This is a genomic window from Streptomyces sp. NPDC001889, from assembly GCF_053594535.1.
Genome location: NZ_JBSFER010000037.1, coordinates 32,902 through 53,934, shown reverse-complemented (window position 1 = coordinate 53,934; position 21,033 = coordinate 32,902). Strand labels below are relative to the sequence as shown.

Below are 21,033 nucleotides of genomic sequence, written 5' to 3'. Positions count from 1 at the left end.
AAGTCGGCGGTGGCGTTCGGCGCGCTGCTGAGCGAGGGGATCGGGGACACGATCCGGGTGTCGCTGTCGGCTCCTCCGGCGGAGGAGGTCAAGGTCGGTATCCAGATTCTGGAGTCGCTGAATCTGCGGCAGCGGCGGCTGGAGATCGTGTCGTGTCCGTCGTGCGGGCGGGCGCAGGTGGATGTGTACAAGCTGGCGGACGAGGTGTCGGCGGGGCTGGAGGGTATGGAGGTGCCGCTGCGGGTGGCGGTGATGGGGTGTGTGGTGAACGGGCCGGGTGAGGCGCGTGAGGCGGACCTCGGGGTGGCGTCGGGGAACGGCAAGGGGCAGATCTTCGTCAAGGGCGAGGTCATCAAGACGGTCCCGGAGTCGAAGATCGTGGAGACGCTGATCGAGGAGGCGCTGAAGATCGCCGAGCAGATGGAGAAGGACGGTATCGCCTCCGGCGAACCCCAGGTCTCCATCAGCTGACCCCGGCATGTTTTCGGCCCCGCCCGCGCTCCGCGCGAGCGGGGCCCTCCCTGCGCTCGGCACCCGGCCCACCCGGCAGGTACAGTGCGGAGATCGGCAGACGGCAGGTGAGGCCCCCCAGTGTTGACGCAGACCACCACCCGGGTCCTCGAACCCGGCGACCTCGGCGCGGCGCTCGCCGTCCTGGAGAGCGAACCCGTCGCCAACGCCTTCGTCACCTCACGCGTCCAGGTCGCGGGGCTCGACCCCTGGCGCCTCGGCGGTGAGATGTGGGGCTGGTACGCCGACGGCAGACTCCGCTCCCTGTGCTACTCGGGCGCCAATCTCGTCCCCATCTGCGCCGGCCCCGAGGCCGTCCGCGCCTTCGCCGACCGCGCCCGCCGCGCGGGCCGCCGCTGCTCGTCCATCGTCGGCCCCGCCGAGCCCACCGCCCAGCTGTGGCGCCTCCTCGAACCGAGCTGGGGCCCCGCCCGGGACGTGCGCCCCCGCCAGCCCCTGATGGTCACCGACCGGCTGCCCGACACCGTCCGGCCCGATCCCCTGGTCCGCCGCATCCGCAAGGACGAGATGGACGTGATCATGCCCGCGTGCATCGCCATGTTCACCGAGGAGGTCGGGGTCTCCCCGATGGCGGGCGACGGCGGGCTGCTCTACCAGGCGCGGGTCGCCGAACTCGTCGGCGCGGGCCGCTCCTTCGCCCGGATCGAGGACGGCCGGGTGATCTTCAAGGCCGAGATCGGCGCCGCCACCACCCAGGCCTGCCAGATCCAGGGTGTCTGGGTGGACCCCGAATTCCGGGGCAGGGGCCTCTCGGAGACCGGTATGGCCGCCGTCCTGCGGTACGCCATCGCCGATGTCGCCCCGGTCGTCAGCCTGTACGTCAACGACTACAACACCCCCGCGAGAGCGGCCTACCGGCGCGTGGGCTTCGAGGAGACCGGGGCGTTCATGAGCGTCCTGTTCTGACCCCCAGTAGGGTTTCGCGCATGGCAGCCCTCCCCGACGTCGTGGTCGAACCCATCGACCTCACCACCCGGATCGACGAAGCCCTCGCGGTGCAGGCGCTCGCCTTCGGGCTCGCCGAGGACGAGATCGAGGTCCGCCGGCACATCGTCCACCGCCACCTCCTCCAGCCGGGCGCCCGCGCCCTCGGCGCGCTCACCGGGACGGGGCGCCTCGTCGGCTTCGTCTACGGCATGCCCAACGACCGCAGGCACTGGTGGTCCACCGTCGTGGAGCCGTATCTGCGCCGCACCGGCAGCGAGGGGTGGCTGGACGGCTCCTTCGTGATCACCGAACTCCATGTGCACCCCGCCTTCCAGGCGCGCGGGATCGGCCGCGAACTGATCACCACCGTCACCGACGGCGCGGACCAGCCCCGCTCGATCCTCTCCGCGATCGACATCGAGTCCCCGGCCCGGGGCCTCTACCGCGCCCTCGGGTACGAGGACCTCGCCCGCCATGTTCTGTTCCCCAGCGCGCCGAGTCCGTACGCCGTGATGGGCGCCCCGCTGCCCCTGCGGCGCGACAACTGATTTCCGCCCTCACCCGCCACCCGGCTAACCTCTCGACACCACCCTTTCTTGACGCAGGAGAGTTCCCCATGGCAGCCCAGGTCCAGCGCATGTCCCGTCTGATGGTCAAGACACTGCGCGACGACCCTGCCGACGCGGAGACACTCAGCCACAAGCTGCTGGTCCGGGCCGGGTACGTACGCCGCAACGCCGCCGGGATCTGGTCCTGGCTGCCGCTCGGCAAGCAGGTCCTGGAGAACGTCACCCGCGTGGTGCGCGAGGAGATGGACGCGATCGGCGGGCAGGAGGTCCTGCTGCCCGCGCTCCTGCCGAGGGAGCCGTACGAGGAGAGCGGGCGCTGGGCCGAGTACGGCGCGGAGCTGTTCCGGCTCAAGGACCGCAAGGGCGCGGACTACCTCCTCGGCCCCACCCACGAGGAGATCTTCACCCTTCTGGTGAAGGACCAGTGCACCTCCTACAAGGACCTGCCGGTCACGCTCTACCAGATCCAGACGAAGTACCGCGACGAGGCCCGCCCGCGCTCGGGCATCCTGCGCAGCCGCGAGTTCCTGATGAAGGACTCGTACTCCTTCGACACCACGGACGAAGGACTCGCCGAGTCGTACGCCCGGCACCGCCAGGCGTACATCAACATCTTCCAGCGGCTCGGCCTGGAGCACCGGATCGTGTCGGCGGTCTCGGGCGCGATGGGCGGCTCGGCGTCGGAGGAGTTCCTGGCCCCGGCCGCGGCGGGCGAGGACACGTTCGTGTACTGCCCCTCCTGCGACTACGCGGCCAACACCGAGGCCGTGACCTACGCCGCGCGGCCCCCCGCCGCCGTCGAGCACCCGCCGGTGGAGGAGCTGGACACCCCGGACACCCCGACCATCGAGACCCTCGCCGCGCACCTGGGCGTCCCCGCCTCCGCGACCCTGAAGAACCTCCTGGTCAAGGTGGACGGCGAGATCGTCGCGGTCGGCGTGCCCGGAGACCGCGAGGTGGACCTCGGCAAGCTCTCCGAGCACCTCGCGCCCGCGCAGGTCGAGCTGGTGACCGCCGACGACTTCACCGGCCGCCCCGACCTGGTGCGCGGGTATGTGGGTCCGCAGGGCCTGGAGAAGGTCCGCTGCCTCGCCGACCCGAGGGTGGCCGAGGGCACCGCGTGGATCACCGGGGCCAACAAGGACGGCGTCCACGCGAAGAACGTCGTCGTGGGGCGGGACTTCACCGTCGACGAGTACCTCGACGTCGTGGTCGTCCAGGACGGCGACCCCTGCCCGAAGTGCGGCACGGGGCTGAAGCTCGACCGGGCGATTGAAATCGGCCATATCTTCCAGCTCGGCCGCAAGTACGCGGACGCCTTCCAGCTCGATGTGCTGGGGCAGCAGGGGAAGCCGGTCCGGGTCACGATGGGCTCGTACGGCGTCGGTGTCTCGCGCGCGGTCGCCGCGCTGGCGGAGCAGACGGCGGACGGGCAGGGGCTGTGCTGGCCGGCGGAGATCGCTCCGGCGGATGTGCACGTGGTGGCCGCCGGGAAGGCCGCGCAGACCGAGCTGGCGCTCGATGTGGCGGAGCAGTTGGCGGCGGCGGGGCTGCGGGTGCTGGTGGATGAGCGGGCGGGGGTGTCGCCGGGGGTGAAGTTCACCGACGCGGAGCTGATCGGCGTGCCCAAGATCCTGGTGGCGGGGCGCCGCTCGGCGGAGGGGGTCGTCGAGCTGAAGGACCGCCGCACGGGCGAGCGCGAGGAACTCCCGGTGGCCGAGGCAATCACGCGCCTCCGCCCCTAGGTCGTCTCTTTCGGATCGTGCCAGGGCTCGCGAGCCCCGGCACCGCGCCCCGCCGCGCTGTCGTCGGTCGCCGGTGCTCCGCGTGGGCTCGCTCCTCCGCCCCGCGATCCACGGCCCCGGACCCCGCTCACCGATCCGGCCCGATCCGAAAGAAACTCCCCAGCCCCTCCCCGGGGGCTCCCCGCGCGACCGGCACCCGCACGGCGCGGGCCCGTGTCGGGGGCCGGCCCCCGAACCCCCGCGCCTCAATCGCCGGCGGGGCTGAGAAATCCCAGCCCGTCCGGCGTTTTGAGGACGGACCTCTCGCCACGGGTGGTCCGAGCATTCCCAGCCCGTCCGGCGTTTGAGGACGGACCTCTCGTCACGGGTGGCCCGAGCAATCCCAGCCCGTCCGGCGTTTGAGGACGGACCCTGTGCCACAGGACCCCGCACGGTGCGGGCCACGGTCGGGGGCCGGTCCCTAGCCCCCGCGCCTCAATCACCGGCGGGGCTGAGGAAACCCAGCCCGTCCGGCGTTTGAGGACGGACCCGGGCCCCCGGCCCGGGTCAGAGCCAGGAGGCGAATTCCAGGGTCAGCTCCGCCTCGCGGAGCCTCCCCGCGGCCACCCCCCGCATCCCCGACTCCACCGCCCTGAACAACCCCCACCCCCGCACCCTCTCCGCATCCACCTCCAGCGAATCCGCCAGCCTCCGCACCCTGCGGCGCGCCGCCGACGGGCCGGACGAGGCCGCGATCAGATCCTCCGCGCGGTCGCGGACCAGACGGGCCAGGTCGTAGGCGCGTTCGCCGACCACCGGCTCGGGGCCCACCGCGAGCCAGGGGGTGCGGTCGGCCGCCAGCACCTTCCCCTGGCGGAAGGCACCGTGCAGCAGAAGGCTCTCCGGCGCGTCGGCCACCAGCTCGTCGCGCCGCTCCAGCGCCGCCGCCACCAGCGGATCGTCCAGCCCCCGCAGCCCCCGCGCCTGCCGGTCCGTCCGCTCCGCCACCGTCTCGAACCCGTGCCCCGCCGGCGGCGGAGTCCACAGCCGCCGCACGATCCCCGCCGCCTCCAGCAGCGCCTTCGCCTCCGGCAGCGACCGCAGCGACACCTCCGGGTGCAGCCGCTCCAGCAGCAGCGCGTCCCCCGTGTCCCCCATGGCCAGCGGCTCGACCGAACCCCACCCGCCCCAGTGCTCCAGGGCGGCCCGCTCCAGCGCCGGAAGGGCCTGCGGAGGGGCGAGCTTCAGCGCCGCCGGGGTGCCGTCGGCCCGCCGCACCAGAAGGATCAGACCGCTTCGGCCGCCCGGCGCCAGGACCCGCTCCACCTCCAGGCCGAGCCGGGCCACCGTCTCCTCGGCGATCCCGGGCAGCCGCCCGAGCCACGGGTCGCTCTCGCCGAGCGCCCGCACCAGACGCCGGGGCGCTTCAAAACCCATGCGCGCGTGGCTCCCTATCCCTTGTCCGCAGTTGTCACGGCCGCGCCCGCTCGGCGAGCCCCGGAAAGGCTACGCCGCTGCCCCGCCACCGGACCGCCCGGACCGCCGCTTCCCGCAGCGCCACCGCGGCCTCCCGCCGCAGCCCGCCCTCCCCGGCGCGCACCAGATCGGAGTAGACACCCGCCACCCGGTCCTCCAGATACGCGGCGAGCCGCACCGCCGCGGGCCCGTCGGGCACCGGGAACGGCAGCGTGTAGGCGGCAGCCGCCGGCACGGGCTCACCGCCCAGATCCCGTACGGCGCGCGCGAGCCCGTCCCGCCGGGCCCGGTGCGCCGCGTGCGCGGCGCTCGCCTCGCCCGCGCGCTCCTCGCCGACCCGGGCGCCGACCACCCCGTACCCGTACACCGCCGCGTGCTCCGCGGCCAGCGCCGCCTGCACGGCGGTGACCCGCGCCTTCCCCTTCCCGTCCGTCCCGCTCACCGTGGACCGTCCTCCGTCAGCAGATAGGCGTGCGCGGCCCCCGCCGCCGCCAGTGACGCCAGCAGCCGGGCGAACTCCGGATCGGCGGTCTCCAGGGCCGAGGAGTGCACATCGGCGGTGCGGCGCTCCGCGTCCGCCAGCGCCGCGAGCGCGAGCGGCTCCTCGGCCGGCACCCGCGCCGAGGGCCCCGCCGCCCCCTGCGCCCCGGCCGTCCCCGCCCCGCCGAGCGCCGTGATGTGCTCGGCGACCGACGCCCGCAGCGCGGTCAGCCGCGCGGCCAGCCCGGGGTGGCGCGCGATCGTGGCGTCGTAGCGGTCGCGCAGCGCCCCGCTCGCCGCCGCCGCCCGCCGGCGCGCCGCCGCCGCGGCCCGTACCCGCTCGGCCTCCGCCGCGGACCCCGCGCCCCGGGAGCCCTCCGTGCAGCCCGTGAGGGCGCCCGCCGCGACCACACCCGTCACCATGAGCACACGTCTGCGTGTCGTCCCCGGGTGCCCCACGCACGTCTCCCTCGACCCTCGGTGATCATCGCCGCAGGCGAGCGTACCCCTGGGGCCCCGGAGGTGGACGGCAACACCCTCCGGGACCGGATACCCTTTGATTCGACACGCGACGATCCCACAACAGCACACGCGGCCGAGGAGTCACCCGGATGAGCACCACCCAGAGCGAGAGGCTGCGCGCGTTGCTGGAACCGCTCGTCAGCGCCGCGGACCTGGACCTGGAAGAGATCGAGATCTCCCGCGCCGGACGCCGCCGTCAGCTCAGGATCACCGTGGACTCCGACGAGGGCGCCACCCTGGACGCCTGCGCCGAGCTGAGCCGGGCCATCTCCGAGAAGCTGGACGAGACCGACGCCATGGGCGAGGAGGAGTACGTCCTCGAAGTCGGCTCCCCCGGCGCCGAGCGCCCCCTGACCGAGCACCGCCACTACGCGCGTGCCGTCGGACGGCTGGTGAGGTTCCACCTCGGGGACGGCGGCGAAGTGGTCGCGCGCATCCTCACCGCGGACGGTGAAGGGCTCGATCTGGAAGTGCCCGGCGTCAAGGGGCGCAAGCCCACCGCCCGCCGCATCGCCTTCGCGGAGATCGAGCGGGCGCGTGTGGAGATCGAGTTCAACCGCAAGGACAAGAAGGAAGAGGAGGCGTAGCCGTGGACATCGACGTAAAGCTCCTGAAGGGCTTGGCACAAGAGAAGGAGATCCCCTTCGACCTGCTGGTCGAGGCGATCGAGTCGGCCCTCCTCATCGCGTACCACCGCACCGACGGCAGCCGCCGCCACGCGCGGGTCGTGCTGAGCCGCGACACCGGCCATGTGACCGTCTGGGCCAAGGAGGACGCCGCCGATCTGGAGGAGGGCCAGGAGCCCAAGGAGTTCGACGACACCCCGTCGGACTTCGGCCGGATCGCCGCCACCACCGCCCGCCAGGTCATCCAGCAGCGCCTGCGCGACGCCGAGAACGACGTCACCTTCGGCGAGTACGCCCGCCGCGAGGGCGATGTGGTCTCCGGCATGGTCCAGCAGGGCAAGGACCCCAAGAACGTCCTGGTCAGGCTGGACGACAAGCTGGAGGCCATCCTGCCGGTGCAGGAGCAGGTCCCGGGCGAGGAGTACACCCACGGCCTGCGGCTGCGCACTTATGTGGTGCGGGTCGCCCGGGGTGTGCGCGGTCCGTCCGTGACGCTCTCGCGCACCCACCCCAATCTGGTGAAGAAGCTCTTCGCGCTGGAGGTCCCGGAGATCGCGGACGGCAGTGTCGAGATCTCGGCCATCGCCCGCGAGGCCGGCCACCGCACCAAGATCGCTGTCCGCTCCACCCGCTCCGGGCTCAACGCCAAGGGCGCGTGCATCGGTCCCATGGGCGGCCGGGTCCGCAATGTCATGGCCGAGCTGCACGGCGAGAAGATCGACATCGTGGACTGGTCGGACGACCCGGCCGACATGGTCGCCAACGCGCTCTCCCCGGCACGGGTGAGCAAGGTCGAGGTCGTGGACCTCGCGGCGCGCTCCGCCCGGGTGACCGTGCCGGACTACCAGCTCTCGCTGGCGATCGGCAAGGAGGGCCAGAACGCCCGCCTCGCCGCCCGTCTCACCGGCTGGCGCATCGACATCCGCCCGGACACCGAGCAGAGCGAGGGCTCCGCTCCCGACCGGGACTGACGACCACACCGACCATGGCCGGATTTCGGCCATGGTCGGAGAAATTCCGGCGCGGCCGGGAAGTAATCCGGCGAGGATGCCGTTGCCACAGCAGCGGCATGGCACCGAGAACGAGACAACGATCGTTCGATTCTTGCCCCACGGGGATGAGGTCGCTACGGGGAGGTAGACTTAATCGTGTCTGGCCGGACGCCCGCCCGCCCACGCCCTGAACGCACATGTGTGGGGTGCCGGGAGCGAGCGGCCAAGACCGATCTGCTGCGCATTGTGGCCGTTGGAGACGACTGCGTCCCCGACGATCGCGGTACGCTGCCCGGCCGGGGTGCGTATGTACACCCCGTGCTGGTCTGTCTCGATCTTGCTGTACGACGCCGGGCATTCCCCAGGGCCTTCCGGGGCAGGGGACCGCTTGACACCGCCGCTCTGCGGCGGCGGATGGAGCAGACCAAGCAGCAGGTTCTGTAAGAAGAAGTGCGGCACGGAGCCCCGTGCGGTCAGGTACCTCGCGAGTTGGAAGTAGGTCGAGATTGCGATGAGCACTCGATGAGTACGCGATGAGTACGCCCATGAAGTAGCGACGGTCCGGCGGTAACCCGGACCTCAAAGGAGCGAAGTGGCTAAGGTCCGGGTATACGAACTCGCCAAGGAGTTCGGCGTGGAGAGCAAGGTCGTCATGGCCAAGCTCCAAGAGCTCGGTGAATTCGTCCGTTCGGCTTCCTCGACGATCGAGGCGCCGGTTGTACGCAAGCTGACAGACGCACTGCAGGGCTCGGGCGCGGGCAAGTCCCCCGCCAAGCCCGGCGCGCCCCGCAAGGCAGCGCCGTCCCCCGCCGCCCCCCGTCCGGGCGGCCCCACCCCCGGCGCGCCCTCTCCGGCCGCGCCTCGTCCGGGTGCTCCCAAGCCCGGCGCACCGGCCCCGGCTCCGGCCCCCAGGCCGGCCGCCGCGGAGTCCCCCGCGAGCAGCACCCCGGCTCCGGGCCCCCGCCCGGGTCCCAAGCCCGCCCCCGCCCGCCCCGCGGCCCCGGTGCCCCAGGCGGAGTTCTCCGCCCCGGCACCGGCCCAGCCCGCGGCCCCGCAGGCGCCGCAGGCCGCCCGTCCCGCCGCCACCCCCGGCCCGCGCCCCGCGCGTCCGGCCCCCGGTGGTCAGCGTGACGGCGGTCAGCGCGACGGCGGCCGCGGTGGCGACCGCCCCGCGCGTTCCGCGCCCGGCCAGGGCGGCCCCCGCCCCGGCGGCAACCGTCCGGCCGGTCCCCGTCCGGGCAACAATCCCTTCACCTCCGGTGGCTCCACCGGAATGGCGCGTCCGCAGGCGCCCCGTCCCGGTGGCGCCCCGCGTCCCGGCGGCGGCGGTGCTCCCGGCGCCCCGCGTCCGCAGGGCGGCCCCGGTGGCGCGCCCCGTCCGCAGGGTGGTCAGGGCGGTGCCCGTCCGACTCCCGGCGCGATGCCCCGTCCGCAGGCGCCCCGTCCCGGTGGCGGCCCCGCGGGCAACCGCCCGAACCCGGGCATGATGCCGCAGCGTCCCGCTGCCGGCCCCCGTCCCGGCCCCGGTGGCGGCGGCGGTCGCGGTCCCGGTGCGGGCGCGGGCCGTCCCGGCGGTGCCGGTGCCGGCCGTCCCGGTGGCGGCGGCGGTTTCGCCGGTCGTCCCGGTGGCGGTGGCGGCGGCGGCCGTCCCGGTGGCGGCGGCGGTTTCGCCGGTCGTCCCGGTGGCGGTGGCCCCGGTGGCGGCGGCGGCTTCGGCGGCGGTCGTCCCGGCTTCGCCGGCCGACCCGGTGGTCCCGGTGGCCGTGGTGGCACACAGGGCGCGTTCGGCCGTCCCGGCGGGCCCGCCCGCCGTGGCCGCAAGTCGAAGCGCCAGAGGCGCCAGGAGTACGAGGCCATGCAGGCCCCGTCGGTGGGCGGCGTCATGCTGCCTCGCGGCAACGGACAGACCGTCCGCCTGTCGCGCGGTGCCTCGCTGACCGACTTCGCCGAGAAGATCAACGCCAACCCGGCGTCGCTCGTCGGCGTGATGATGAACCTCGGCGAGATGGTCACCGCCACGCAGTCCGTCTCCGACGAGACGCTGAAGCTGCTCGCGGACGAGATGAACTTCATCCTCGAGATCGTCAGCCCGGAGGAGGAGGACCGCGAGCTGCTCGAGTCCTTCGACATCGAGTTCGGCGAGGACGAGGGCGGCGAGGAGTTCCTCGTGTCCCGTCCGCCGGTCGTCACCGTCATGGGTCACGTCGACCACGGAAAGACCCGGCTGCTGGACGCGATCCGCAAGACGAACGTCGTCGCGGGCGAGGCCGGCGGTATCACGCAGCACATCGGCGCGTACCAGGTCGGCACCGAGGTCAACGGCGAGCACCGCAAGATCACCTTCATCGACACCCCCGGTCACGAGGCGTTCACCGCCATGCGTGCCCGTGGTGCGAAGTCCACCGACATCGCGATCCTCGTGGTCGCGGCGAACGACGGTGTGATGCCGCAGACGATCGAGGCGCTGAACCACGCCAAGGCGGCCGGTGTGCCGATCGTGGTCGCGGTCAACAAGATCGACGTCGAGGGCGCGGACCCGGTCAAGGTGCGCGGTCAGCTCACCGAGTTCGGTCTGGTCGCCGAGGAGTACGGCGGCGACACCATGTTCGTCGACATCTCCGCCAAGCAGGGTCTGCACATCGACTCCCTGCTGGAGGCCGTGGTCCTCACCGCGGACGCCTCGCTCGACCTGCGGGCCAACCCGGAGCAGGACGCGCAGGGCATCGCGATCGAGGCCCACCTCGACCGCGGTCGCGGCGCCGTCGCCACCGTCCTCGTCCAGCGCGGTACCCTCCGCGTCGGCGACACGATGGTCGCCGGTGACGCCTACGGCCGAGTCCGCGCCATGCTCGACGACAAGGGCGAGAACGTCGACGAGGCGGGTCCCTCGACCCCGGTCCTCGTCCTCGGTCTCACCAATGTCCCGGGCGCCGGCGACAACTTCCTGGTGGTCGACGAGGACCGTACGGCCCGTCAGATCGCCGAGAAGCGCGCCGCCCGTGAGCGCAACGCCAACTTCGCCCGCAAGGGTGTCCGGTTCTCCCTGGAGAACCTGGACGAGGCGCTCAAGGCCGGACTGGTCCAGGAGCTCAACCTCATCATCAAGGGCGACGCGTCCGGTTCGGTGGAGGCTCTCGAGTCCTCGCTGCTCCAGCTCGACGTCGGCGACGAGGTCGACATCCGCGTCCTCCACCGCGGTGTGGGTGCGGTCACCGAGTCGGACATCGACCTGGCCATGGGCTCCGACGCCATCGTCATCGGCTTCAACGTCCGCGCGGCCGGCCGTGCCGCGCAGATGGCGGAGCGCGAGGGTGTCGACGTCCGGTACTACTCGGTGATCTACCAGGCCATCGAGGAGATCGAGGCGGCCCTCAAGGGCATGCTCAAGCCGGAGTACGAAGAGGTCGAGCTGGGCACGGCGGAGATCCGCGAGGTCTTCCGCTCGTCCAAGCTGGGCAACATCGCCGGTGTGCTCATCCGCTCCGGCGAGGTCAAGCGGAACACCAAGGCCCGTCTCATCCGCGATGGCAAGGTCATCGCGGAGAGCCTCAACATCGAGGGTCTGCGCCGCTTCAAGGACGATGTCACCGAGATCCGCGAAGGCTACGAGGGCGGTATCAACCTCGGAAACTTCAACGACATCAAGATCGACGACGTCATCGCGACGTACGAGATGCGCGAGAAGCCGCGCGGCTGATCGCACGGCTGACGCGGCACGGTCGGCCGGGGCCGGTCGGCGGGGGATTTAACCCGTCGATCGGCCCCGGCCGCTCCGTGTACGGTTCAGGGGTCCCCGGCGAACACCGGCGGGGACCCCTGAACCCGAACCGGCGGGACATCCGGATACATCCATGTATGTGGGGTCACTCTCCTTCGATCTGCTTCTCGGTGACGTACGGTCGCTGAAGGAGAAGCGTTCCGTGGTCCGTCCGATCGTCGCCGAGCTCCAGCGGAAATTCGCGGTGAGCGCGGCGGAGACCGGCGGACAGAATCTCCACCGCAGGGCCGAGATCGGCCTCGCGGTGGTCTCGGGTGACACCGGGCACCTCACAGATGTGCTGGACCGGTGTGAGCGCCTGGTCGCCGGCCGGCCCGAGGTGGAGCTGCTGTCGGTTCGACGCAGGCTCCACAGCGACGAAGACTGATGGCAAGGCAAGCAGGTAAGAAGGAGAAGGACCAGTGGCCGACAACGCGCGGGCGAAGAAACTGGCGGACCTCATCAGGGAAGTGGTCGCCGAGAAGCTACAGCGCGGCATCAAGGACCCGCGGCTCGGCACTCATGTGACCATCACGGACACCCGGGTCACCGGCGATCTGCGGGAGGCCACGGTCTTCTACACGGTCTACGGCGACGACGAGGACCGTGCCAGTGCCGCGGCGGGATTCCAGAGCGCCAAGGGCGTACTGCGCTCGGCGGTCGGTGCCGCCGCGGGCACCAAGTTCACGCCGACGCTGACCTTTGTCGCCGACGCCCTCCCCGAGAACGCCAAGACGATCGAGAACCTGCTGGACAAGGCACGGTCCTCGGACGCCAAGGTGCGGGAGGCGTCGTCCGGCGCCACCTACGCCGGCGAGGCGGACCCGTACCGCAAGCCGGAGGACGAGGACGAAGCCGCCGAATGACACAGCGGACCACCACGCCCGACGGACTTGTCATCGTGGACAAGCCGTCGGGCTTCACTTCGCACGACGTCGTCGCCAAGATGCGCGGGATCGCCAGAACCCGCCGCGTCGGACACGCGGGGACGCTCGACCCCATGGCCACCGGAGTCCTGGTGCTGGGCGTCGAGAGGGCCACCAAGCTCCTCGGGCATCTCGCGCTCACCGAGAAGGAGTACCTGGGCACCATCCGGCTCGGGCAGAACACCGTCACCGATGACGCCGAGGGCGAGATCATCTCGTCCGCCGACGCCTCCGGTGTCACCCGTGAGGGCATCGACGCCGGGGTGGCCGCGCTGAGCGGCCCGATCATGCAGGTGCCGTCCAAGGTCAGCGCCATCAAGATCGACGGCAAGCGGTCGTACGCACGCGTGCGCGGCGGCGAGGAGTTCGAGATCCCGGCCCGTCCGGTCACCGTCTCCTCCTTCCGCGTCTACGACGTGCGGGAGGCCGCGGCCGAGGACGGCACACCGGTCCTGGACCTGGTCGTCTCGGTGGTCTGCTCCTCCGGTACGTACATCCGCGCCCTCGCCCGGGACCTCGGTGCCGGACTCGGCGTCGGCGGCCATCTCACGGCCCTGCGCCGCACCCGCGTCGGCCCCTACGGCATCGACGCCGCGCGGACGCTGGACCAGCTCCAGGAGGAGCTGACCGTGATGCCCATCGCCGAGGCCGCTGCCGCCGCGTTCCCCCGCTGGGACGTGGACGAGCGGCGCGCCAAGCTGCTGCTCAACGGCGTACGGCTGGACATACCGCCCCACGAGCGGGCACCGGTCGCCGTCTTCGGCCCCGGGGACCGCTTCCTGGCACTGGTGGAGGAGCAGAAGGGCAAGGCCAAGAGCCTCGCCGTCTTCGGCTGACCCCGCCCCACCGCGTCCCGCCCGGGAGCGGACGGCCCACCCGGCCGCCCGCGCCCGGGCGGCGCTCGGAGTCGACCGGGGGTCACCCCGGGGGCGCGTTCGCCGGGCGTTCTTCACCCGCCGGCCGGCCGCGTCCTACCGTCGGAACCATGGGACGCGGGGACCTGGCGAGGCTCAGACCCGGCTGCGATCTGGTGCGGATCTGCGATCTGGCCGGACGGCCGCGCGGCACCGGATTCGCCGTCGACCAGCACGGCACCCTCATCACCGGCCACGAGAGCGTCGACGGACTGGCCCGGCTGGTGCTGCACGCCCCGGGCGGGCGGACCTGGCTCGCCGATGCCGCCGCCATCACCCCGCTGCCCGGCGCCGGGCTCGCCCTGGTGCGCACCCGGGACCTGGGGCTCCGGCCCGTCCCCGTGAGCGTCCGGGCGGCGCATCGCCCCCGGCACGGCCCTGACAGTGCCCGGGTGTGCCGGGCGCTGGGCGGCGATCCGCCGGGGCGGCCCACCCGGGCGGAGATCTTCGGCGCCCATCTGGATCTGCTCTGCCTCCGGATCGCGGCGCGGGTCGCGGCCGTCTCCCTGCCCCCGCTGCGGGGCCGGGCCGTCCGCCGGCCGGCGGCCCGCGTCGCCGGGCGGGTCCACGAGGCCGCCCGGCGCTGTCCGGACCACGGCCATGGCGCACTCGACCGCGAGTCCTTCGAGGAACTCTTCCCCCGGCGCACCGGCTGGGCCGCCGCGACCCTCACGGAGGGCCTGCTCGTCCCGGCGGGCGGCGGGTACCGCTTCGCCCACGAGGAGGTGGCCGACTGGCTCCAGGGAGCCCACCTCGCCCTCGGCGCGGCGCTCCGCACGCTCACGGGCCCGCCGTCCGCCCCGGAGCCCGTGCGCCCGGCTCCGCCCCCGCCGGGCTCCCGGCGGGAGCGCTCGCCGCCCTTGGGCCGGGCGCGGTCCGCGGGACGCGCCCCCGGGCGCCGGGAGCCACGGGAGCCGGCGGAGCGGAACCGGGGCCGGGGCGCCACGGGCTGCCCGCCAGGGCGACGAGGGTGTCCATGGAGGGGTACGTGCCGCCGCCCCCGGGCTCCGCCCGGGCCGAGCCGCCGCCTCCGCTGCCCGTCCACGGCACCGCACCGGGCCCGTCGTCCAGGCGCTGCTGCTCCAGGACCGGGTCCACGGACCGGCCGCGCTGACCCGGGCGCTCAAGAGCCTCATCGACGCGGTGGGGCGGCCGGAGGCCACCGGGGAGACCTCCTGGTGGGCCGGGCGGCTGCTCTCCGAGACCCTGCTCAGGGTGCCCGAGCCCGCCGAGTACCTCCCCATGCTCCGTCTCCTCGCCGACCGCGTCGCCCGCGCTCACACCCGCCACCCCCACGGCCCCGGCGCCACCCCGGCTCCAACCGGCGGCCCGGGAGAGTTCGCCCCGTCCTTCTGGCTGCGGCTGCGCCTTCCCGGGACCGCCCGGCTCGACCTGCTCCGCCGGCTGATCCCGGCGGACGACCCGCCCGGCGCCCCCGGACGCCCCCGCTACCGGGACGCCGCCCCGGCCCTGGCGCCACACGCCCGCGCCGCGCCCGGGCTCGTGGCGAGCGCGTCCACCGATGCCCTCGCCACCCATCCCGGACCGGTGCTCGAAGCCTTCCGGGACCGGCTGGCGGCGGACGACCGGGCGGGGGAGGTGCTCCTGGCCCTCGCCGGGGCCACCGCGCCCGCACCCGCCCGGGGCGCTGCCGCCCTCGTCGCCGCGTACGCCGCCCGCGCCGGCCGCCGCCCCGGCGGAGCCGCCCACACCGCCGCCTGCGTGGACCGGGGGCTGGACCGGGGACCGGCCGCCCGGGCCGTCCTGCTCCCGCTGGTCACCGGCGTACTGCGGGCCCCTGACGGCGCGTGCGGGCGCCCGGCGCTCGCGCCGGTGCTCGTGGGGCCGGGGCCACCGCCCTCCCACCCGCTGCGGGACGAACTCCTCGGGGTGCTCCTCGACGTCTGCCCCGAGGACGAGTACGGCACCCTCGGCGCCCACCTGGAGGCCGCCGCCCACACCTGCGAGGCCCGCCCCGAGCCCCGTACCCGCGAACTCGTCCTCCGCACCGCGCTGCTGCTCACCCGCACATCCGAGGGGTCCGCGCGGTGGCAGCGACGGATTGTCCGGCTGGCCGGGGAGGCACCGGCGTTCGCGGAACTCCTCGCCCAATGGCTGGCCAGAGCCCCTCAGGAGTGGTCCGGACTGACCGGTCCGGCCCTGCGCCGGGCCGTCGCGGCGGGGGCCGGTCCGATACCGGTGCGAGCCGACGGCCCCGGGCATGGCAGTCTTAGACCTGCGTAATTCCAGTACACAGGGTTCGGGCGAGGAGCGGTCACAGTGCAGCGCTGGCGTGGCTTGGAGGACATCCCCCAGGACTGGGGGCGCAGCGTCGTCACCATCGGCTCCTACGACGGGGTGCACCGCGGACACCAGCTGATCATCGGACGGACGGTGGAGCGGGCCCGGGAGCTGTCCGTGCCGTCGGTCGTCGTCACCTTCGACCCGCACCCCAGCGAGGTCGTGCGCCCCGGCAGCCACCCGCCGCTGCTGGCGCCGCACCACCGGCGCGCGGAGCTGATGGCGGAGCTGGGTGTCGACGCGGTGCTGGTCCTGCCGTTCACCCCGGAGTTCTCGAAGCTCTCCCCGGCGGACTTCATCGTCAAGGTCCTGGTGGACAAGCTCCACGCCCGACTGGTGGTGGAGGGCCCGAACTTCCGCTTCGGCCACCGGGCCGCCGGGAACGTGGAGCTCCTCGCCGAGCTGGGCGCGACCTACGACTACGACGTCGAGGTCATCGACCTGTTCGTGACGGGCGAGGCGGGCGGCGGGCTGCCGTTCTCCTCCACGCTGACCCGGCGGCTGGTCGCCGACGGCGACGTCGAGGGAGCCTCGGAGATCCTGGGCCGCCCGCACCGAGTCGAGGGCGTGGTGGTACGGGGTGCTCAGCGCGGCCGTGAACTCGGCTTCCCGACGGCGAACGTGGAGACGCTGCCGCACACCGCGATCCCGGCGGACGGGGTGTACGCGGGGTGGCTGACGGCCGCCGGGGAGCGGATGCCGGCGGCGATCTCGGTGGGGACGAATCCGCAGTTCGACGGGGTGGCGCGGACGGTGGAGGCGTATGCCATCGACCGGGTGGGGCTGGAGTTGTACGGGCTGCACGTGGCGGTGGAGTTTCTGGCGTATGTGCGGGGGCAGCGGAAGTTCGACTCGGTGGATGCGCTGCTGGTGGCGATGGCCGGGGATGTGGCCCAGTGCCGCACCTTGACGAGGGAGCCCTGACCCCTCGTCCGTCCGGCACGGCCTCCCCTCCGAGGCCGCCTGAACCGGCCCCACGTGCCCCCGCACGACGGCCGACCCGAGCGATCCCTTCGGCCGCCCGGGCCATCTCCGCCTCTCCACCGCCCGAGCCCGCCCCCGCGCCCCGGGTGCCCCGGGCAGTCTCATCGGGTGCCCGGGGCATCCTCAGCCCGTCCGGCGTTTGAGGACGGACCCCGCGCCCCGGGCGCCCCGAGCCGTCTCTGCGGCTGCCCCGGGCGTCCTCAGCCTGTCCGGCGTTTGAGGACGGACCCTGTGCCACGAGTGGCCCGAGCAATTTCAGCCCGTCCGGCGTTTGAGGACGGACCCTGTGCGACAGGTCCCCGCATGCTGCGGGCCTCGGTCGGGGGCCTGCCCCCGAACCCCCGCTCCTCAATCGCCGGAGGGGCTGGGTGGTGCTGCTCAGCCCCCCGCCGGGGCTGGAGTGGTGCGGCACGCGTGCCGGAGAAGTCAGGGCTGCCCGGGGCTCCGGGCGGGGGAGGGCGGGAGGTCACCCGGTCCAGTGGCAGGCCACCCCCGCACCCCGCACCACCCCCACCTCCTCCCCCCTGCACTTCCCCTCCACCCCCACCCTCCCCGCCTCCCCCGACGCCACCACCTGGCAGCGGGCGTGGAAACGGCAGCCGGGCGGGATGCGGGCCGGGTCGGGCGGCTCGCCCGTCAGGACGACGGGCGGCACGGGGGACTCGGGAAGCACCGACAGCAGCGCCCTGGTGTACGGATGCCGGGGCGCGAGCAGCACCTCCTCCACCGAGCCGCACTCCACGATCCGCCCCAGATACATCACCGCCACCCGGTCCGCCACATTCCACGCCAGCCCCAGATCGTGCGTCACCACCAGCGCCGAAAGCCCCAGTCCGTCGCGCAGCCGCAGCAGCAGCGCGAGGATCTCCCCGCGCACGGACGCGTCCAGCGACGCCACCGGCTCGTCCGCGACGATCACCTCCGGCTCCAGGACCAGCGCCCCCGCGATCACCACCCGCTGCCGCTGCCCGCCCGACAGCTCGTGCGGATAGCGCGCGAAGAACCGCTCCGGGGGCCGCAGCCCCGCTCGCCCGAGCGCCTCGGCCACCGCCGCCCGCTCGTCCCCCGCGCACCCGTGGACACGGAGCCCCTCCGCCACCGCCTCGTACACCGTGTGGCGCGGATTGAGCGCGCCGCTCGGGTCCTGGAGCACCAACTGCACCCGCCGGCGGTGCGCCTTGAGGGCGCGCGGGGTGTGGGCGAGCGGGGTGCCCGCGAGACCCACCTCCCCCGCCGCCGGCCGCACCAGCCCGAGCAGGGCCCGCGCCAGGGTGCTCTTGCCGCACCCCGACTCCCCGACGAGCGCCACGATCTCGCCCGCGCCGACGGCGAGATCCACCCCGTCGACGGCCCGCGCGGGCGGCCCGCCGCGCCGCCCGGGGAAGACGACCGCGAGATCCCTCGCCCACAGCAGTGGAACGCCGCTCATCACGCCCTCCCCTCCCCGCCCGGCGCGGCCACCCGCACACAGGCCGCCCGGTGCCCGCCGTCCCCGGTCAGCTCCTGCTCGGCCTCGGCGCACACCGCCAGCGCCTCCGGACAGCGCGGACGGAACGCGCAGCCCCCGGGCAGCGCGGCCGGATCGGGCGGATCGCCCGGCAGCCCCCGGGGAGCCCGGCGCGATGCGCTGTCCCCGACCCGGGGAAAGGCCGCCGACAGCGCCCGGCCGTAGGGATGGAGCGCCGCCGTGTACACCGCGCCCGCCGGCCCCTCCTCCACCACCCGCCCCGCGTACATCACCGCGAGCCGGTCGCACACATCCGCCAGCACCGCCAGATCGTGGCTGATCATCAGCAGCCCGATGCCCCGCTCGGTCACGAGCCCTCCGATCAGCCCCAGGATCTGCGCCTGGATCATCACATCCAGCGCGGTCGTCGGCTCATCGGCGACGATCAGCCGGGGCCCGCAGGCCAGCGCCATCGCGATCATCACCCGCTGGCGCTGGCCCCCGGACAGCTCGTGCGGAAAGGAGCCGGCCCGCCCGGCCGGCAGCCCCACCAGCTCCAGCAGCTCCCCGGCCCGCCGCCGCGCCGCCGCGCGCGTCACCCTCTGGTGCAGCAGCACCGGTTCGGCGATCTGATCCCCCACCCCGCGCACCGCGTTGAGGGAGTGCATCGCCCCCTGGAAGACGATCGACGCCCCGGCCCAGCGCACGGCCCGCAGCCGTCCCCAGCGCATGGTGAGCACATCCTCCCCGTCGAGGAGGACCTCCCCGCTCAGCCGGGCGGTCGGGGGCAGCAGCCGCAGCAGCGCGAGGGCGAGCGTCGACTTCCCGCACCCCGACTCCCCGGCGATCCCCAGCTTCCGCCCCGCGTCCAGGCTCAGATCCACCCCCCGCACGGCGGCGACGGCCCCCGCCCCCGACCCGTACGCCACCCGCAGGCCCCTGACCTCCAGCAGACTCACCGCCCCACCCCCAGCCGGGGGTTGAGCGCGGACTCGACGGCCCGCCCGCAGAGGGTGAACGCCAGCGCCACCAGCGCCACGGCCAGCCCCGGCGGCGCCAGATACCACCAGTGGCCCGAGGAGACCGCCCCCGCCTCCCGCGCCTCCTGGAGCATCCCGCCCCAGGAGATCACCATCGGATCGCCGAGCCCGAGGAAGGCGAGCGTCGCCTCCGTGAGGATCGCCGCCGAGATCCCGAGCGTGGTCTGCGCCAGCACCAGGGGCATCACATGCGGCAGCACATGGCGGCTCATGATGTGCCGGTGCCCGCCGCCGAGGGCCCGCGCGCGCTCGATGTACGGGCGGGACTCGACCGCGATCGTCTGGGCGCGCACCAGCCGGGCGGTCGTCGGCCAGCTGGTGACACCGATCGCCACGATCACCGTCCACACACTGCGGGACATCACCGTCGCCAGCACGATCGCCAGGACCAGCGTCGGCATCACCAGGAACCAGTCGGTGACCCGCATCAGCACGGTGGCGAACCAGCCGCCGCAGTGACCGGCGACCACTCCCACGAGCGTACCGATCGCCACCGACATCGCCGCCGCCAGCAGCCCCACGGTCAGCGAGATCCGCGCCCCCCACACCAGCAGATCCAGCAGCGGACGGCCGAACTGGTCGGTCCCCAGCCAGAACGCGCCGCCCGGCGGCTCCATCGGCTCGCCCGGCGTCCCGGTCACCTTCCGCACATCGCCGTCGACCAGCAGCGGCGCGGCGAGCGCCACAGCGGCGATCAGCGCGAGCGCGCCGAGGCCGAACAGCCCCGCCCGCTCTCTCCGGTACGCCGCCCAGAACCGCAGCAGCGCGCCCCGGCGGCGCGCCCACGCCGGGGAACGGGGGAGGGAGGAGCGCGGAATCGCGGAGTCCGTCATCGGGCCACCCGTGGGTCGAGCAGGGGATGGAGCAGATCGGCGAGCAGGTTCATCAGGATCATCGCCCCGGCGAAGACCAGGAAGAGGCCCTGCACCAGCGGCAGGTCGGGCACGCTGAGCGCCTGGTAGAAGAGCCCGCCGACCCCCGGCCAGGAGAACACCGTCTCCACCAGGATCGAGCCGGCCGCCACATGCCCCAGATTGATGAAGACCATGGTCACGGTCGGCAGCAGCGCGTTGGGCACGGCGTGTCGCCGCCGTACCGCCGAGTCCCGCAGCCCCTTGGCCCGCGCGGTCGTCAGATAGTCGGCGCCCATCTCGTCCAGCAGCGACGACCGCATGACCAGCAGCGTCTGCGCGTACCCCACCGCCACCAGGGTGAGGACCGGCAGCACCATGTGGTGGGCGACATCGACGGCGTACGCCGAGCCGCTCATCCCGCCCGACTCCATACCGCCGGTGGGGAAGAGCCCGGGCACCGGTCCGGCACCGACCGAGAACACGGTGATCAGCAGCAGTCCGAGCCAGAAGGACGGCACCGACCAGAGGGCCAGCGCGACCCCGGTGTGCAGCCGGTCGGACCGCCCGCCGTGCCGCCAGGCCGCCCGGGTGCCCAGCCACAGCCCGAGCGCCGAGTAGAGGACGACCGCGACCCCGGTCAGCAGCAGGGTGGCCGGCACCTTCTGCGCGATCAGCTCGCCGACCGGGGCGCGGAATTGGTACGACATCCCGAGATCGCCGGTCAGGGCTCTGCCGCAGTAGTCGGTGAACTGCTGCCACAGCGGCTGGTCGAGTCCGAACTGCCGGCGCAGCGCGCCGAGCTGCGCCGCCGTGGTCGGGGTGCCGTGGGTGAGGACCTTCACCGGGTCGCCGGGGATGATCCGGAACAGGAAGAAGCTGGTGACCAGCACGGCGAGCAGGGAGACGGCGGCGCCGCCCAGTCGGCCCGCCGAGTAGAGCAGATAGGCGCGTGCCGCGCTCATC

Annotated in this window: 20 protein-coding genes and 1 pseudogene; 14 read left to right on the top strand and 7 right to left on the bottom strand. The window is 73.6% G+C overall.

Annotated elements, in window-relative coordinates:
• From ACWCRA_RS32950 to ACWCRA_RS32935, 4 genes are all read left to right on the top strand, one after another.
• A partial coding sequence (locus ACWCRA_RS32950) for a flavodoxin-dependent (E)-4-hydroxy-3-methylbut-2-enyl-diphosphate synthase (RefSeq protein ID WP_451069287.1) occupies positions 1 to 471 on the top strand: 471 nt, incomplete at its 5' end.
• 120 nt (positions 472 to 591) lie between these two features.
• Positions 592 to 1,437: a GNAT family N-acetyltransferase gene (locus ACWCRA_RS32945; RefSeq protein WP_351546290.1), complete on the top strand. Its 846-nt coding sequence runs from the start codon at positions 592 to 594 to the stop codon at positions 1,435 to 1,437.
• A gap of 20 nt (positions 1,438 to 1,457) precedes the next feature.
• The gene (locus ACWCRA_RS32940) at positions 1,458 to 2,006 is read left to right on the top strand and encodes a GNAT family N-acetyltransferase (RefSeq protein ID WP_451069286.1); all 549 of its coding nucleotides are present in this window, start codon (positions 1,458 to 1,460) and stop codon (positions 2,004 to 2,006) included.
• 68 nt (positions 2,007 to 2,074) lie between these two features.
• Positions 2,075 to 3,772 (top strand): proline--tRNA ligase, encoded by a 1,698-nt coding sequence (locus tag ACWCRA_RS32935; protein WP_351546284.1) that lies wholly within the window; start codon positions 2,075 to 2,077, stop codon positions 3,770 to 3,772.
• Between the two features lie 546 nt (positions 3,773 to 4,318).
• On the opposite strand, the gene ACWCRA_RS32930 is transcribed toward ACWCRA_RS32935, so the two are convergent.
• Genes ACWCRA_RS32930 through ACWCRA_RS32920 form a run of 3 tightly spaced genes read right to left on the bottom strand, consistent with a single transcriptional unit; the run spans position 4,319 to position 6,130 of the window.
• The gene (locus ACWCRA_RS32930; RefSeq protein ID WP_351546282.1) at positions 4,319 to 5,188 is read right to left on the bottom strand and encodes an aminoglycoside phosphotransferase family protein; all 870 of its coding nucleotides are present in this window, start codon (positions 5,186 to 5,188) and stop codon (positions 4,319 to 4,321) included.
• A 34-nt stretch (positions 5,189 to 5,222) separates the two neighbouring features.
• Positions 5,223 to 5,669: a ferritin-like domain-containing protein gene (locus ACWCRA_RS32925; RefSeq protein ID WP_451069285.1), complete on the bottom strand. Its 447-nt coding sequence runs from the start codon at positions 5,667 to 5,669 to the stop codon at positions 5,223 to 5,225.
• The gene (locus tag ACWCRA_RS32920; protein ID WP_351546278.1) at positions 5,666 to 6,130 is read right to left on the bottom strand and encodes a hypothetical protein; all 465 of its coding nucleotides are present in this window, start codon (positions 6,128 to 6,130) and stop codon (positions 5,666 to 5,668) included. The genes ACWCRA_RS32925 and ACWCRA_RS32920 overlap by 4 nt, the downstream gene beginning before the upstream one ends.
• Positions 6,131 to 6,318: 188 nt before the next feature.
• Between ACWCRA_RS32920 and rimP the strand changes: the two genes are divergently transcribed.
• From rimP to ACWCRA_RS32870, 10 genes and pseudogenes are all read left to right on the top strand, one after another.
• Complete coding sequence (gene rimP, locus ACWCRA_RS32915; RefSeq protein ID WP_451069284.1) at positions 6,319 to 6,816, top strand: ribosome maturation factor RimP; 498 nt, start codon at positions 6,319 to 6,321, stop codon at positions 6,814 to 6,816.
• A 2-nt stretch (positions 6,817 to 6,818) separates the two neighbouring features.
• Complete coding sequence (nusA, locus tag ACWCRA_RS32910) at positions 6,819 to 7,826, top strand: transcription termination factor NusA (protein WP_351546272.1); 1,008 nt, start codon at positions 6,819 to 6,821, stop codon at positions 7,824 to 7,826.
• 177 nt (positions 7,827 to 8,003) lie between these two features.
• A complete protein-coding gene (locus ACWCRA_RS32905; protein WP_451069283.1) occupies positions 8,004 to 8,291 on the top strand; it encodes a YlxR family protein in 288 nt (95 codons plus the stop codon).
• Positions 8,292 to 8,439: 148 nt separating this feature from the next.
• Complete coding sequence (infB, locus tag ACWCRA_RS32900; RefSeq protein ID WP_451069282.1) at positions 8,440 to 11,544, top strand: translation initiation factor IF-2; 3,105 nt, start codon at positions 8,440 to 8,442, stop codon at positions 11,542 to 11,544.
• 154 nt (positions 11,545 to 11,698) lie between these two features.
• Positions 11,699 to 11,992 (top strand): DUF503 domain-containing protein, encoded by a 294-nt coding sequence (locus tag ACWCRA_RS32895; RefSeq protein WP_351546265.1) that lies wholly within the window; start codon positions 11,699 to 11,701, stop codon positions 11,990 to 11,992.
• Positions 11,993 to 12,026: 34 nt separating this feature from the next.
• The gene (gene rbfA, locus ACWCRA_RS32890; RefSeq protein ID WP_351546262.1) at positions 12,027 to 12,470 is read left to right on the top strand and encodes a 30S ribosome-binding factor RbfA; all 444 of its coding nucleotides are present in this window, start codon (positions 12,027 to 12,029) and stop codon (positions 12,468 to 12,470) included.
• Positions 12,467 to 13,366, top strand: coding sequence for a tRNA pseudouridine(55) synthase TruB (gene truB, locus ACWCRA_RS32885; protein ID WP_351546259.1), 900 nt, complete (start codon positions 12,467 to 12,469; stop codon positions 13,364 to 13,366). The genes rbfA and truB overlap by 4 nt, the downstream gene beginning before the upstream one ends.
• A gap of 149 nt (positions 13,367 to 13,515) precedes the next feature.
• A pseudogene (locus tag ACWCRA_RS32880) lies at positions 13,516 to 14,227 on the top strand (hypothetical protein); the annotation flags it as partial.
• A 360-nt stretch (positions 14,228 to 14,587) separates the two neighbouring features.
• A complete protein-coding gene (locus tag ACWCRA_RS32875) occupies positions 14,588 to 15,688 on the top strand; it encodes a hypothetical protein (RefSeq protein ID WP_451069281.1) in 1,101 nt (366 codons plus the stop codon).
• Positions 15,689 to 15,724: 36 nt separating this feature from the next.
• Positions 15,725 to 16,669, top strand: coding sequence for a bifunctional riboflavin kinase/FAD synthetase (locus ACWCRA_RS32870; RefSeq protein ID WP_351546256.1), 945 nt, complete (start codon positions 15,725 to 15,727; stop codon positions 16,667 to 16,669).
• Between the two features lie 526 nt (positions 16,670 to 17,195).
• On the opposite strand, the gene ACWCRA_RS32865 is transcribed toward ACWCRA_RS32870, so the two are convergent.
• The 4 genes from ACWCRA_RS32865 to ACWCRA_RS32850 are packed head-to-tail and all read right to left on the bottom strand — an operon-like array spanning position 17,196 to position 21,032.
• A complete protein-coding gene (locus tag ACWCRA_RS32865) occupies positions 17,196 to 18,272 on the bottom strand; it encodes an ABC transporter ATP-binding protein (RefSeq protein ID WP_451069289.1) in 1,077 nt (358 codons plus the stop codon).
• Entirely contained in the window at positions 18,158 to 19,186 is a 1,029-nt protein-coding gene (locus ACWCRA_RS32860) for an ABC transporter ATP-binding protein (RefSeq protein ID WP_451069288.1), read from the bottom strand. Before ACWCRA_RS32860 ends, ACWCRA_RS32865 begins: the two co-directional genes overlap by 115 nt.
• A complete protein-coding gene (locus ACWCRA_RS32855; RefSeq protein ID WP_351557579.1) occupies positions 19,132 to 20,049 on the bottom strand; it encodes an ABC transporter permease in 918 nt (305 codons plus the stop codon). Before ACWCRA_RS32855 ends, ACWCRA_RS32860 begins: the two co-directional genes overlap by 55 nt.
• Positions 20,046 to 21,032 carry an ABC transporter permease gene (locus tag ACWCRA_RS32850; RefSeq protein WP_351557577.1) on the bottom strand — a complete coding sequence of 329 codons (987 nt, stop codon included), beginning with the start codon at positions 21,030 to 21,032 and terminating at the stop codon, positions 20,046 to 20,048. The genes ACWCRA_RS32855 and ACWCRA_RS32850 overlap by 4 nt, the downstream gene beginning before the upstream one ends.
• Between the last annotated feature and the right edge of the window lies 1 nt (position 21,033).

Bases quoted from the DNA above. Each gene is read 5' to 3' on its own strand.
- ACWCRA_RS32920 (WP_351546278.1), bottom strand. From the start codon at position 6,130: ATGGTGACGGGTGTGGTCGCGGCGGGCGCCCTCACGGGCTGCACGGAG.
- ACWCRA_RS32930 (WP_351546282.1), bottom strand. From the start codon at position 5,188: ATGGGTTTTGAAGCGCCCCGGCGTCTGGTGCGGGCGCTCGGCGAGAGC.
- ACWCRA_RS32940 (WP_451069286.1), top strand. From the start codon at position 1,458: ATGGCAGCCCTCCCCGACGTCGTGGTCGAACCCATCGACCTCACCACC.
- truB (WP_351546259.1), top strand. From the start codon at position 12,467: ATGACACAGCGGACCACCACGCCCGACGGACTTGTCATCGTGGACAAG.
- ACWCRA_RS32935 (WP_351546284.1), top strand. From the start codon at position 2,075: ATGGCAGCCCAGGTCCAGCGCATGTCCCGTCTGATGGTCAAGACACTG.
- ACWCRA_RS32855 (WP_351557579.1), bottom strand. From the start codon at position 20,049: ATGACGGACTCCGCGATTCCGCGCTCCTCCCTCCCCCGTTCCCCGGCG.
- ACWCRA_RS32895 (WP_351546265.1), top strand. From the start codon at position 11,699: ATGTATGTGGGGTCACTCTCCTTCGATCTGCTTCTCGGTGACGTACGG.
- rimP (WP_451069284.1), top strand. From the start codon at position 6,319: ATGAGCACCACCCAGAGCGAGAGGCTGCGCGCGTTGCTGGAACCGCTC.
- ACWCRA_RS32850 (WP_351557577.1), bottom strand. From the start codon at position 21,032: ATGAGCGCGGCACGCGCCTATCTGCTCTACTCGGCGGGCCGACTGGGC.